This is a genomic window from Pseudomonas sp. SJZ080 (genome assembly GCF_007828295.1).
In the GTDB taxonomy this organism is placed as follows: Bacteria; Pseudomonadota; Gammaproteobacteria; order Pseudomonadales; family Pseudomonadaceae; genus Aquipseudomonas; species Aquipseudomonas migulae_A.
Genome location: NZ_VIUK01000015.1, coordinates 50,889 through 65,556, shown reverse-complemented (window position 1 = coordinate 65,556; position 14,668 = coordinate 50,889). Strand labels below are relative to the sequence as shown.

The window sequence follows — 14,668 nt, the reverse complement described above, 5'->3', positions numbered from 1 at the left end:
ATCCCCATGCAGGAGCTGCCGAAGGCTGCGATCTTTTGATTTTAAAACAACATCAAAAGATCGCAGCCTCCGGCAGCTCCTACGTCGACCCGATGCGATTCAGGAAAGCATTTCCTGCATCAACTCCTGCAACACGTCCAGATCAAACGGCTTGCCCAGAATCGGCGCCTTGCGCGTGATCGGACTGTCGGTCTCGCGGATTTCCTGCGGGTAACCGCTGATGAAAATCACCTTGAGTTCCGGTCGCAGCTTCACGGCGGGTTCGGCGATCTGCACGCCGGAGATTCCGCCCGGCAGGCGAAAGTCGGTGATCATCATGTCCAGGTGCGGCTTGCTCGCCAGGATCTCGAAAGCCTGCTCGCCATTTTCGGCCTGTAACACCCGGTAGCCCTCACCCGACAGATAGGCCGACAGCACCATCAGAATCGAGGGGTCATCTTCGACGATCAATACGACGTCTTGTGCATCTTCACTCATGGGAAGCCTTTGTTCGGTCAATAGCTGCTGATACGACCCCGAGGTCGATCAGAGGTTGCGTTTATCCGGCTGTTTTCCTACAGCGGCAGACAAACGCGAAACAAGGCGCCTTCGCCAATCCGGCTCTCGACGGTTACGGAACCGCCATGGGCGGTCACAATCTGCTCTGAAATAAACAACCCCAGGCCCAGCCCGGCAACGGCGTGCCTGGCCGTAACGCGCTCGAACTGCTGGAAGATACGCTTCTGGTTTTCCTGATCGATGCCGATCCCCTGATCGCGCACTTCCACCAGTGCCTGATCGTGCTCACTGTACACCTTCACACTGATCGGGCTCTTGGCGCCGTATCTCAGTGCATTGGTCAGCAGGTTGGAAATCACCTGCTCAATGCGGAATTCATCCCAGTTGCCATACACCGGATGCTCGGCGTCCAGCGTGACTGAGGATTCGGCAGCATCGATCTGCGGGGCGAAATTCTGCAGCAAATTGCGCACCAGCGCCGACAGATCGAAGCGTGTCGGGCGGATCGACAACTTGCCGGTGCGTATACGCGACACATCCAGCATGTCCTCGATCAGGCGGATCAGACTTTTGATCTGCCGTTCGTCGCGGTCGACCATCGCGTGCATCTTGTCCAGGGTGAACGCCGCAGCATTGCCCCGGGCCAGGTGCATTTTGCGCAGCTGAGTTTCGAGGATCAGGCCGTTGAGCGGCGTGCGCACTTCGTGGGCGACGATGGACATGAAGTCATCGCGCATGCGTACTGCCTGCTCCAGTTCCAGCTGCGTGCTCTGCAACTGTTGAAGCAGCGCTTCCTGTTCCCGGCGGCTCTGTTCCAGTGCATCGACCTGCTGTTTCATGGCCTTGCTCTGGCGGTACAGGTCGACGAACACGTTGACCTTGCTCTTGACCGCATGGATATCCAGCGGCTTGTGCAGGAAATCCACGGCGCCGCTTTCATAGCCTTTGAACGCATAGTTCAGTTCACGGCCGGCGGCACTGACGAACACAATCGGGATGTTCTTGGTTTTTTCCGTGCCACGCATCAACTCGGCCAGCTCGAAGCCATTCATGCCGGGCATCTGCACGTCGAGAATCGCCATGGCGAATTCATGTTGCAGCAGCAGCGACAAGGCTTCGTCGGCAGACAAGGCTTTGTAGACAATGCGGTCTTCACGCTTGATCAGCGCTTCAAGCGCCAACAGGTTCTCCGGCAGATCGTCGACGATCAGCAGTTTGGCTTGGATGTTACTTAGCATGCTATTCGTTCCAGCTCGACAAGCAGACGGCCGATGCCGCGTATAGGGAGAATGTGGTCAGGCTGGTGGGTACCCAGCGCCGCCAGGGGCATGGTCGCAACCTGGGCTTCGTCCGGGTCCTGCACGATGGTCAGGCCGCCAAGATGCTGGACTTTGGCCATGCCGCTCGCGCCGTCGCGGTTGGCGCCAGTCAACAGGACGGCGGCCAGGTTCGGGCCGTAAGCATCGGCAGCCGACTCGAACAGAAAATCGATGGCCGGCCGCGAGTAGTGCACGCGCTCTTCCAGGCTCAGGGAAAAGGTACGGTCCTGCTCCACCGACAAGTGATAACCGGGCATGGCGAAATACAACGTCCCGGCTTCGATCGGCGTTTTGTCATGGGCTTCCTGAACACGCATGGCAACGCGTCGATCAAATACGTCGGCGAGGTGGCTGCGACGCTGGTCCGGCAGGTGCAGCACCACAATGATCGGCAGCACGAAGCCTTCACGCAAAGGGCTGAGGATACTCAGCAATGCCTCCACGCCACCGGCTGAAGCACCGATCACGATAGCCTCCACAGAAGGCAACTCCCCTGCATTGTTCATGATTTGCGGTAAATCCGTTCTTGTTTGACCAACGGCTCGAACTGGTTGCCGAAGGCCGAAAATTCCGGGGTTTCCTTGCTGCCCAACACCAGAAAACCGCGATGACAAAGGGATTCGTGGAATAACCCGAACGCCCTGTCCTGCAGTTTCTTATTGAAATAAATCAAAACATTACGGCACGAAATCAACTGGGTTTCTGAAAAGACACTGTCGGTTGCCAGGCTGTGGTCGGCGAAGGTCACGTTTTCACACAGACTCTTATCGAAAATCGCGTAGCCGTATGCCGCCGTATAGTAGTCGGCAAACGAACGCTGGCCACCTGCCTGCTGGTAGTTATGAGTGTAGGCGCGGACATTTTCCATGGAGAAAATCCCCTGTTTGGCCTTGTCCAGGGAACGCGGGTTGATGTCGGTGGCGTAGATGATGGTGCGATCGAGCAAGCCCTCTTCGCGCAGCAGGATCGCCATCGAATAGACCTCTTCACCGGTGCTGCAACCGGCGATCCAGATCTTGATCGAGGGATAAGTCTTGAGCAGTGGCACCACTTCCTGGCGAATGGCGAGGAAGTGCGAAGGATCGCGGAACATCTCGCTGACCGGGATCGTCAGCAATTGCAGCAGTTGCATGAACGCCATTGGATCGTGCAGCACCTTTTCTTGCAGCGCCGAAATGGTGGCGCACTCGAACTGACTCAACGCATGGTGGACGCGACGTTTGATCGACGCGCCGGAATAATCGCGAAAGTCATAGCTGTATTTGAGGTAGATCGCCTCGATCAACAACCGCAATTCAATTTCGCTGTTTCGCTCGACTGAACCAATGCGTTCCACTAAATGCGTTCCATCTTCGGTAACCACACGCGAATCAGCGAGAACAATCGATCCAGGTCGATGGGCTTGGCCAGGTAATCGTTGGAACCGGCCTGCAGGCAGCGCTCCTGATCGTCCTTCATCGCCTTGGCCGTCACCGCGATGATTGGCAGCTTGCGCCAGCGCGGGTCCTGACGAATCAGCTTCGTCGCTTCGAAACCGTCCATCTCCGGCATCATCACGTCCATCAACACCAGATCGATGTCCTCCACTTCATTCAGTTTTTCAATCGCTTCACGCCCGTTCCGGCCGATGACCACGATTGCACCCTTGTGCTCCAGCGCGCTGGTGAGGGCGAAGATATTGCGTACGTCGTCGTCCACCAGCAGCACTTTGCGACCCTCGAAGACCTTGTCGCGACTGCGCGCGGTCTTGAGCATCGTTTGCCGTTCATGGGACAACCGGGATTCGACTTTGTGCAGAAAGAGTGTGACCTCATCCAGCAAACGCTCCGGCGAGCGCGCGCCTTTGATGATGATCGAGCGCGAATACTTGCGCAGTTCGGCCTCTTCGTCGCGGGTCAGATTGCGCCCGGTGTAGACGATCACCGGCGGGAACGAGCGGATATCCTCGGTGGACATGCGCTTGAGCAGGTCGTTGCCGAGCATGTCCGGCAGTTTCAGGTCGATGATCATGCAGTCGAAAATCGTCGTACGCAGCAGGTCGAGCGCATCCTGTGCCAGGCCGACGGCGGTGATTTCAATGTCCTCGTCGCCGATCAACCGGGCAATGCTGTCGCGCTGCAGATCGTCGTCTTCGACCAACAGCACGCGCTTGACCTTCTGGGTCAGCTTGGCTTCAAGGCGGGCGAACACGTCCTTGAGCTCTTCGCGGGTGGTCGGCTTGACCGCGTAACCGATGGCGCCCATGTGCATGGCGGCTTCGACGCGGTCTTCGACCGAGATGACGTGGACCGGGATGTGCCGGGTTTCCGCGTGTTCCTTGAGGCGTTGCAGTACGGTCAGGCCTGAGTGATCCGGCAGGCGCATGTCCAGCAGGATCGCGTCGGGAATGTATTCCCTGGCCAGGTCATAACCTTCATCGGCGCCATGGGCCACCAGGCAGTGATAACCCAGTTCGTGCGCCAGGTCGTAGAGAATGCGCGCGAAGTTCGGCTCGTCCTCGACGACCAGAATGCAACGGGTCGTGAATGGCGCATTGGTGCGGTCATCGTTGAAGCGCGGGATATCGACGTCGGCAATCAGCGGCACAGGCGCAGCGGGCGCCATCTTCGGCATCATGGCCACCGGTGAAGCTTTCATCGGTTCGATCGGCGTGTCGCCCGGTTCAACGTACTGTTGCGGCAAGACCAGGGTAAACACGCTGCCCTGCCCCGGCTCGCTGGTGACGCTGATCGAACCGCCAAGCAAGGCCGCCAGATCACGGGAAATCGACAGGCCCAGGCCCGTGCCGCCGTAACGACGATTGGTGGTGCCGTCGGCCTGACGGAACGCTTCGAAAATACTTTCCTGCTGATCCGCTGCGATGCCGATCCCGGAATCGCGGACGATGAATGCGATGCCTGCGTTTGGCTGACTGGCCACCGTCAGGCTGACCGAACCTTGCTCGGTGAACTTCACCGCGTTGGACAGCAGGTTTTTGATCACCTGCTCCAGACGTTGACGGTCGGTAAAGATCATCATCGGCGCATCGGGCTGCAGATCGACCCGAAAATCCAGCTTCTTGTCCGTGGCCATTGGCTGGAACATTCCGTGCAAACCGTCCACCAGGCGCGCGACGCTGGTGTTCTCCGGGTGCACTTCAAGCTTGCCGGCCTCGACCTTGGAAATGTCGAGAATGTCGTTGATCAGGTTCAGCAGATCGTTACCCGCCGAATAGATCGACTCGGCGAACTTGACCTGCTCGGCGCTGAGGTTTTCCTGCGGGTTTTCCGCCAGCAGCTTGGCCAGGATCAACGAACTGTTCAGCGGCGTGCGCAGTTCGTGGGACATGTTGGCCAGGAACTCGGATTTGTACTTGCTGGAGCGTTGCAACTCTTCGGCGCGCTCTTCGAGCTGCGTCTGGGCCTGATTGAGTTCGGTGTTCTTCAGGTCCATCGCGTCGCGTTGCTCGGCGAGGGTCTGCGCCTGTTCGGCGAGCTGTTCGTTGGTCTGTTCCAGCTCGACCTGCTGGGTTTCCAGATGCGCCTGGGATTCCTTGAGAATCCGCGACTGCTCTTCCAGCTCTTCGTTGGCGGTCTTGAGTTCTTCCTGCTGGACTTGCAGTTCTTCATTGAGCTGTTGGGTTTCGGCCAGCACTTCCTGCAAACGCTGGCGATAGCGCGCCGCCTCGATGGAGGTGCCGATGTTGCCGGCGATCAGCTCGAGGAGTTCGATGTCGCGGTCGCTCAACGGACGCAGAAAACCCAGTTCGATGACACCGTTGACCCGATCGTCATCGCTGGTCGGCACCACCAGCACGCTGTGCGGCAGGCCTTCACCAAGACCGGAGGTGACTTTGAAGTAATCGTTCGGCACGTGATCGAGCCGGATCAAACGCGCCTGTTGCGCCACCTGGCCAACAATTCCTTCATCGCTGTAAATCTGCTGATTGCGCTCTTCCTGCTCGCGGGAAAAACCGTAGGACGCCACCCGCGTCAGGCTGCCGTGCTCTTCACGCACATAAATAGCCGCGACGGCCGTGCCCAGGTATTGCGCGCAGAACTGCAGAATATTGCGACCCAGCATATTCAGAGACAATTGCCCCAGCACCTGCTCGGCCAGCTCGGTCTGACCATTACGCAGCCAGGCTTGCTGTTCCAGTCGCTCGGCACTGGCCTGTTGCGCGGCCAGCGTGGCGCTGTAGCTTTGCGACAGGTTGAGCAAATCCCGTCGGCCGATATACGCCAGCAATGCGCTGATACCGAGGATAAACAACAGGTAAAGGCTGATGCTCCAGATCGTGGTACGGCGCACTTCTTCGTTGCGCGCGGTGCGCAACTGCTGCTCCATGTCGATCACGTCTTCAAACTGCTTGCGGATCTCATCGGTCAGGCGTTTGCCGCGCCCGGCCTTGACCGCGCTGCGGTAATCGCCGCTCGCACGCTGCAGGTCGATCATCGTCTGCGCATACGTGGCCCACTCATCCTGCAAGGCCTTGAGGCGTTGCAACCGATCCGTTTGCACCGGGTTGTCCGAAGTCAGTTCGAGCAAGGTGTTGACCGCTACCGCGATTCTCGGCTTGGCGGTTTCATAGGGTTCGAGGAATTTATCGTCGCCACTGAGCAGGAAGCCGCGCATGCCCGTTTCCAGATCAACGGTCAGCTTTACCGCTTCATTGGCGTTATTGATCACCCGGTCGGTGTGCTCGACCCACTGGATCACCGACAGCAGATAAGTGATCAGCGAGACAAAGAACACCGCACTGAGCACGCCGACACCCAACGGCAGGCTGACGTTGCGGCTCAGGAGTTTACGAAATCGTTGCTCATCAACCGAAGACGCGGTGGTCATGGGGAGGCCTTGTCGAACTGTTGAAAACCAAGGAGTTTGCCCCAATTCGGCCGGTTTGATCCATTTTTCTGACGCGTTTTCGCGCAAAATCCTACATTCAGCTGCTCCAGCTCATGGGAGCGGTTATCCTTGCCGACCCTGATGTGGCTATTCTTTTTTAGAGTGTGATTGGGAACTTGTCGGGCTCCGTCACTTACTCATGCTAGAGCCCGGCGTTTTTGATCGACCGGCCACCGCGAATTCAACTGTTGAGAGCCCCATTATGTCCGCCGAAAAATCCATCATCCTGGTCGTCGAAGACGACGACATCGTGCGCATGCTGATCGTCGATGTCCTCGATGAACTGGAATTCAAGGTGCTGGAGGCTGACGGGTGCGAACAGGCGCTGGAGTTTCTCAACGATGAAGATCAACACATCGATCTGATGATGACCGACGTCGGGTTGCCGGTGATGGATGGTCGTGAGCTGGCCAAACAGGCGCGCATGGTTCGCCCCGAATTGCCGATCCTGTTCGCCAGTGGTTATGCCGAAAGCATTGAAGTGCCTGAAGGGATGTATGTGATCGGAAAGCCTTTTTCCATTGATCAGTTGCGGGACAAGGTCAAAGGCATTCTCGACATCTGATGGGCTGAGCCATGCGTTGCGGTGTTCATTCCGAGTAACACGTATGGATAAACCCGATGATCTGCCTATAGTTTCATCATTTTTCAAATTGAAAGATCGCCTATCTTTCGCGCCCCGATGCCTTGACTGCCTGTTACCAACGGCAGTCCAGGGTTTTCTCAGTTCGCGTATCGATAAGAGTCTTCATGCAATCTGCCAACGCTACTGCAACAGCTCGCTCCACTTCTACGACCCCATCCGAAACAGCAACACCAGTGCCGCGCAACAGGCTCTCCAGAGCGCAGACATGCGGCAGTTCGACCTCTCAGTTTGTAATGCCTGCCCCCCCTCTATTCGGAAGAGCGTCTGCTCCTCGTGATTCGAAACTTCAAATTCCGACTCCGGTGTATACAGGCGTATTGATAGCCAAGGATCTCCCGGCATGCTTGAAAGAAGGCGCAATATTTGACCAAGCCTCTCTTGAAAAAAAGTGGTCATCAATCGAGAGTCAACTGAGAACCCGATCAGTATCAGAGGAGGAGGTTTTACAAGTCCTCAAGTCCCGCCTGCTGCAAACTGACACAGGTAAAGTACTCGCCCCGTTGTTTGTCGAGGCAATGATGCGTTCGATCAAACCACTCGACGGGCTCAAACCTGGGCGATTGCGTGAGATGGTGGAGGCCATCTGTCATCTGCCACCAGAGCAATGGGCGGATACCTTCGGCGAGAACTCCAATTTCCCCCGTGGCCGCAATGGAGATGGGGTTCATGGCTTTATCCAGACACAACTTGAGCTGTCGCGCGCGTGTCGAGACAAGAATATCGCAGCCGGCGAGTTGCTCGACAATGACACATGGCAAACCTTGCGTGATTTCACACAGAAAGCGCGCTCATACATCCGCGAGGGAACCCTGGATGTAATCTTGCGCACGCTTGAAGACTTCAAGCACAAGCGGCCTTCTTCGAAAGAAGCCAAAGCTCTGGTAGCCGAGTTTGTAGCCGAATTTGTCAAAGAAATAGAAACCCCCTCCTCGTCGAACGTGCGGCAGCGCTGGCCAAGAAGTTTTTCAGGCGTAGTCCGGGAACTCGGCCATCGGTTCAACGCCATTGGCAAAAACCACCCACAACGAAGCAACCTGGAAATGGCTGTTGCTCCTGTGGCTCTGAACGCGCTAGCCGTACCGGTGAATGGCGCGCTCGATATGTTGGGTTCAGTGCCCTTCAAGCAGGTCGGGGACGGACTGCAGAACACAATCGACAGCGTGGCCTCGAAAGCCGATCTCTTCGTCTTTCCTCCTGAAAATGTGCACCCTGTCGCGCGAGGAGCGGCCCCTCCCCCTGCCGAATCAGCGCTGCTTTCCTCATGGAAAGAGATAGAAAACAAGTCGAGCTTTTACAATGAAGTCGTCACGACAGGCTCGCGCGTTCCCAATGGCCTCTTTGCGAAATTTCTGTACGCCCTCAATGTCCTGGACACTCTGGGGGTGATGTCAGTCGCGGAAAAAGTTAAACCTTATCTGCCTGCCGTTCCAATTCAACCCCCCGAGAACGCTACAAAGCAGCCCCTCCCCCCCGAACCCGCCCCCTCCGTTGCTTCAATGAAAACTCGGGTGGATCAACTTGAAACCGAGGTCAACGATTACATTGCGTCTTTGCTCCCGACACCAGAGGCAGCGGCGGGCAGTGACATCGGCGTTGATCCGCAACCTGCAGCACCATCCGAGCCAACATCGTCGGCGACAGAAACAAGCCTTCTGGAGCAAGCGTCGCAATCGGTTCTTGATGTTTTGGCAGCCATCGACAACGTTCTGACATTTCCATCGGCTATGGCGGCATCCGGCGAAACATCAGTGCTTATTGGCGATCCGGATGCGTTGGAAATGGGTCCACTGAATGAAGTGTACGAGAAACTGGTCGCGGGAAATAACGATGACGCCAGTTCGACATGGTGGGAGTCTCTAGTCCCGAGCTTGAATAGAGTCGTCGCCCAGCTTACTGCGCAATTGGCCAACTATGGCCAGTCCGCTGTCGCGGCCGGCCCGGCAGCACTTCAATTGGCGAAGGAACATCCTGTAGCGACAAGCGTTGCCACTGCGGTAACCGCACTCACAGCACTTATTTACGGCATCAGCCAATTACCAGCCACGAAAACAGAGGCGGACGATTTCCCCTCGCCCGAGGTCGAAAGCCCTGCTCTGCATCAGGAGCGGATAGACCATGAAGTAGAGAACATTTTGGACGCCCCCGTCGCCAAAGGGCAGCCGTCCCTGTCTGACGTCATCCTTGAGCGGATGTACGAATCCCCAATGCGCGACCTGCTCAATGACAAGCTGCTCCTCCATGACGTTAAGCAGATGTTGCAACAACCCTGCTCACTGAACCCCGTAAAAACCTGTCTTGAGTTAGTTGAAGAGGCGCTGGGGAAAACGCATGATCACGAAACTTCGGTGCAGCCACCGGAGAACAACTCAAAAGAAGACCCCCGCAGAGTAAAACGCGAGAGCCCCGTCAACCCGGATTTCGCTGAATTCGATTTGCCGCATGCCAACACTCAGCCGTCTGCAGAAACAGTTGAAAGCGAAACGGATAAAGTCGCGCGCCTGAACGAATACCTTAAATCGACGGGTGAATTGAAAGGTAGTGAAACCGATGCCAGCGATGACGACCTCAAGGGCTCGTCAGCCAATGTGGAAACACAAGTCATCCGCATACTTCTGCGTAAAAGAAGAAATTGGACGGATAGCTCGCGGTCCGCTGGTGATCGTGAACTGCTGCCCCGCTACACCGAGGCGTTGCTGAAATACTCTCCGACCGCCCCCAAAGCAGAGACAATCAACGTCCCGTCACATTCCACCTTCGGTCAGTGCTGGCTTAACTACATCACTGCCATCAAAAACCCATTCTTCTCTGATTGGGCTCGAGAGGTAGACCTTGATGTTTCGACGGTGACAGTCAATAGCCACAACGACAGCCTGTCCGGCAAGGTAAAAGGCATTCAAACCACGTTCACGCGAGGAGACAATTCAGGCTGGGACAACGTCGCCGGACCAATACTCAGAGCAGTCAAAGTCATCGACCCGGCCTTTAACGGGGTGGCCTACCCTTCTACCCCGGGTGTTCCGCTTGTACTGGTCAGTGCATTTCATGGTGAAAGCCTGGATAGCTCCAGGATTCAGCAGCGCGCCAATGACCTGAATGCGCAACAGGCATTTGCGGCAATCAAAGCTGACGACCCCTTGAGACCCCTGGAGCAAAGGTCCGAAACGGCCATAGAAAACCAGAAACTACGCCTGGGCAATCTGTACACCCACCATGATCTGGTGGCGAATCTGATGAATCTCGTCAAAGACAAACCCGATGACGCAGCCGTCAACCTTGGTGATTGCCTGCTGTCTGCCCATCGAGATTCGTCGTTTGCCATCAAACATCCGACAGAAGCCCGAAGAATGGTCAGTGCACAACGGTACATCAGCGCTAATAACTGGAACGTACCGAAAAACGCGGGAGAAGTACGCAACCTTGCAGAAGTATTGACCATAGTCATACCCGAAGGCCCCGAGCGTGGTAACTACCGAGGCGCGCTCGACTCCCCCCCCCCCCCCCCGACTGCTGCCCAACAGCAGACTATCCGCGACACGGTCAACCAGCTGAAAAAAGGTTATGGCAGCTTGCTCGATTACCTTCTGCAGGACCAGGCAGGGTCCTTGGATGAAGCGCTGAGCAGCGGGAGAGCAAAAGCATTAGGCCTGACACTCGAGGAAAAACTCGACGCCATTTCAACTCCAACCAGTACGGCAGAATGGGTCATGGCAGCGCTGTTGCTCGACATTGATGCCACGCCGGGCCTGCCGCGTAACCATGTTGGCGGTTACAACCTGACTCAGGATGCAAACTGGGGCGAAAAACCCTCGGCCGTGATCGCCAGCCTACAAAGTCACCTTGTGACCAGCGGTAAAGCCTCCGTTAAGGGGGCACCCGCCGTAGCTCGGCATCTGTTGGCAAGCAATGCACCTGAGTTTCTTGTCCGGGGTATGCCTGACAACCTGGTCTGCGGGAGTCATACCTGGACGATGCTGAGGATCGCAGTAGCCCGAATTGAGCAGATTTCCCCTGGGGCTGTAAAGAATATGTTCTTCGAGCAGTTAATGAATTATGGCGAGACATCTCCCATTTCGATTGGCGAAGAAGTAGCGGTAGAAATGCTATCGGGGGAACCCTTGATTGATTGGGCGATTGCCAACGGCGTGCTTCAGCAGAAAGCCGATGACACTTATTCATTGGATCAATTGAAAATTGCGACCGAAAGATTTAACGCCGTCCGATCGGAACTCGCCAAGGCTCAAGGGTATTTAACCACGCCGACGCCCACAAGAAGCGACCTCGCACTGGCAGAATTGACGCGTGTTTTCGGTAAGGACGTGCCGTTTGAAGAATTAACGCTGATCAGCAAACATACTCCGCAAGGAGTAGCGACAATGGCGTATTCGATACAGGATCTCTACCTCACTGGCCAGTTAACATCTGGCGCATGGAAATCAAACAACCCAAAGGTTGATATCAGGCAGATCGAGAGAAAACTGGCGCTATTGAAAAACCCCAATGATATTTTTCTGCCAGTATTTAATAAATATTTCGATAATCTGGTTACCGGATCAGTGTCCATTTTTAAGCACTTGATCACACAACTACCGTTGGATGCTCAAAAAAGTCTGGAATATGGTGAGCAGAAATACTATTCGTTGCGATCCCAAATCGACGAACCACATGCGCGCCAGAATCAGCAGATGATAGATGACCATATGGGTCGTCACGGAATTCTGATACGTTCGACGTTCCAGGGCAATAAAACCGACGTCGAAGTATTCCCGGACACACTGGAAATTCGAATCAGAACCGATCTCCCAATGGACCTGAAACTTGGAGGCGAACTGAAATACTCTGCACCCACCGCGACATATCAGTTTGCAACTCCACAACCTTTTGATTGGGACGCCTACAGCCAAGGCACGTCACCGCGCAGCGGAGTCACATCCAATGTCATCATCGAGGAAATTACACCTAAGACAGAACGAGTAGAGCGTTACCCTTCCGGCTACAACTTCGATACTGTGCCCAATGTGTTTTCTGCCAACTCAAATGTTAACCATATTGCTTCAGTTGCCGTTCGCGACCATTTCATTGTTGATCGAGAAAAACTAAAGGCGTTGGCAAAAGGGGTGACCTCTTCTGAGGACGAGGCGCAATTAAAGTGCGGTATCCGAGATTTTTTCCTTAACCTGGTCCCGTTCAAATCCGGTATCGACAACATTTCCGCTGGTAAATCCGGAGACGCCGTTACTGATTTTTTGTTAGATGCAGCCGGCTTTATTCCGGGTGTGGGTCTTGTTGCGAAAATTGGCAAGGTTGCAAAATCCGGTGCGACGTCTGCCATAAAAATCTTGAAAGTAACCTGGATAAGCAGCCGCTCGCTTCTCACTTCCGCCAACCCGCTCGGTGGTACTGTTGATCTGCTGAGAACCGGAACAAACGCAATATGCACACTGACTACAACGGCTTACAGCGCAACGAGAGAGGGAATCAGTCAGCTCAAAAAACTTTACGTCGGCACAGGCACCGTTGACGCCGCCCAGTCTCTAAAGCGCGCGGATGTCGCCGAAGGCAGTTTCATTGTTGCAGGCAAAACCAGCAAAACCTCTGCGGTATTGAATGGCGGCAAATGGTACGCCTTCGACGTCGCTCGCAACCGCGGAGTCGGTACCCCCCTTGAAAACTTCAAACCCAGCAGTTCCATCCCGCTGGAGCGTACGACATTCAGTGACGGGTCAAGCCCACTCACGCCCTCTCGGCTTTTCGACACTGAACCGCACACCATTCAACGCTCGACAGGCGTCGACGTGGTGGTTGGCGACAAGGTTTATCGGTTTGACCCTAAACATCCGGAAGCGCTGGAGGACATAGCATCACCGGTTTACTTCAAGGACCTTGAAGGATTCGAATCAATTTGCAACCTTGGCAGATCCAAACGAGATGCAAGTAACTGTTTTTCAAAAATTATTGACTCTAGCGAGAAAACCATCCAAGAAAGAAGGGCGCAATCGATTGAACACAAGCGCCTATATCCGCGGTCGGCTGAGCAAGGTGTCGATCCTCGGGTGGTTCATGAGCGACGTATATACAGGTGCAATTACGATTACACAAACTGTAGGCCCGAAGAACTTACAGTACCTCTGCAATTCAAAGCCACCACTAAGGGCAGTATTATTCCAAACGAACACTTTGGATTTTCGGGCAGGCTTGTCGACAACAACCTTAACGCTGCAACCCGTGTCGTTAGAGTTAACGATATTATGCAAGGGCTTGCCGATTCGCGTGAAGTAAGAGCATTTTTGGTATCTGGCCGAGCTTATGGTGAGCAAGCCTATTTGGTCGCAGAGGTAGACACCGGACTTTTCTACTACTGCAAATATGACGGGAGGACAACCCGCGATATTGAATTTATTCATATCAGACCAACCGACACGGGCCTCGGCGCGACCCTTATAAAGGACTATCACAGCCTCAAGGACCCTTACATTATCGCGGCAGGAAATCTGCCTAATAACGATTTCATCGTATTGCCAACTATAGATTCTTTATATGTAAAACTAGAAGGCGAAAAAGTTCTTAGTGATGAAGAGCTGGCCCTCTTCAAAAATAGAGGATTACGGCTCACAAACGAACAACAACGTGATCTCGTGGTAACAGCCTTGAATATGAAAGGAGTAAATTTCAATGTCGAAGTTGTGATTCCCGCCATAAAAATCGATACCATTCCCAAGCCTCTTGGCTTTGATAGATTAGCGGCATCCAACAAGAACCGTTTATACGCGGAAAATGCAAACATGCAGGTACTCAGTCAAGTTGAGGCTACCGGACTTGGACCGTTTAATCGGTACATCCCCGGCGATCCCAATGACGTACAGCGGGTGTCGCTCACCGAGCCGGTGGTTTTGTGGGAGTACTCCAGGTGGGGCAAACCCGATACTGTTGAGGTATTACTTAAAACGGGCGCCGGAAACTGTGACCATATGGCCAAGGTTGCTAAGGACATCATCGTTAAGAATGGCGGTTCCGCCAGAGTCTGGCACATGAAAGGCCATGCTTTCACAATGGCAGGGGGACCGACGGGATCAGTTCCTTCAACACGCCATTTTACCGAACCTGCGTTCGACAGCGCATGGATCGTCGATCCATGGGCAGGAATTAGTTGTCGAGCACGCGATTACACAACTGAACTCTCCGCCAAAATGGCCACCTGGAAGTCCGAGAGTAAGATGATCATTACAACCGACTATAGTGTGACGCCTGCCCAAACTGGATGGGCAGATCCAACGGGGCCACAATGGTCTGCCGCCATCGACGGTCCGAAAACCGCGTAACC

General features: G+C 54.9%; 7 protein-coding genes. 2 read left to right on the top strand and 5 right to left on the bottom strand.

From position 1 onward, the window contains the following. Positions 1–99: 99 nt before the first annotated feature. The 5 genes from FBY04_RS19620 to FBY04_RS19600 form a co-directional block, all read right to left on the bottom strand. On the bottom strand, positions 100–477 hold the full coding sequence (locus FBY04_RS19620; RefSeq protein ID WP_059405185.1) for a response regulator: 378 nt from the start codon (positions 475–477) through the stop codon (positions 100–102). Between the two features lie 77 nt (positions 478–554). Next, positions 555–1,736 (bottom strand): hybrid sensor histidine kinase/response regulator, encoded by a 1,182-nt coding sequence (locus FBY04_RS19615; RefSeq protein ID WP_145316375.1) that lies wholly within the window; start codon positions 1,734–1,736, stop codon positions 555–557. Next, on the bottom strand, positions 1,730–2,323 hold the full coding sequence (locus tag FBY04_RS19610) for a chemotaxis protein CheB (RefSeq protein ID WP_084322944.1): 594 nt from the start codon (positions 2,321–2,323) through the stop codon (positions 1,730–1,732). Before FBY04_RS19610 ends, FBY04_RS19615 begins: the two co-directional genes overlap by 7 nt. Then, positions 2,320–3,153 carry a protein-glutamate O-methyltransferase CheR gene (locus tag FBY04_RS19605; protein ID WP_084322943.1) on the bottom strand — a complete coding sequence of 278 codons (834 nt, stop codon included), beginning with the start codon at positions 3,151–3,153 and terminating at the stop codon, positions 2,320–2,322. Before FBY04_RS19605 ends, FBY04_RS19610 begins: the two co-directional genes overlap by 4 nt. Further along, a complete protein-coding gene (locus FBY04_RS19600; RefSeq protein WP_145316373.1) occupies positions 3,153–6,644 on the bottom strand; it encodes a response regulator in 3,492 nt (1,163 codons plus the stop codon). The genes FBY04_RS19605 and FBY04_RS19600 overlap by 1 nt, the downstream gene beginning before the upstream one ends. A gap of 262 nt (positions 6,645–6,906) precedes the next feature. Here FBY04_RS19600 and FBY04_RS19595 point away from each other — a divergent pair, with 262 nt between their 5' ends. Both FBY04_RS19595 and FBY04_RS19590 read left to right on the top strand, forming a co-directional pair. Then, the gene (locus FBY04_RS19595; protein ID WP_145316371.1) at positions 6,907–7,269 is read left to right on the top strand and encodes a response regulator; all 363 of its coding nucleotides are present in this window, start codon (positions 6,907–6,909) and stop codon (positions 7,267–7,269) included. A 425-nt stretch (positions 7,270–7,694) separates the two neighbouring features. Next, positions 7,695–14,666, top strand: a complete 6,972-nt coding sequence (locus tag FBY04_RS19590; protein WP_145316369.1) for a hypothetical protein — start codon at positions 7,695–7,697, stop codon at positions 14,664–14,666. Positions 14,667–14,668: the final 2 nt, after the last annotated feature.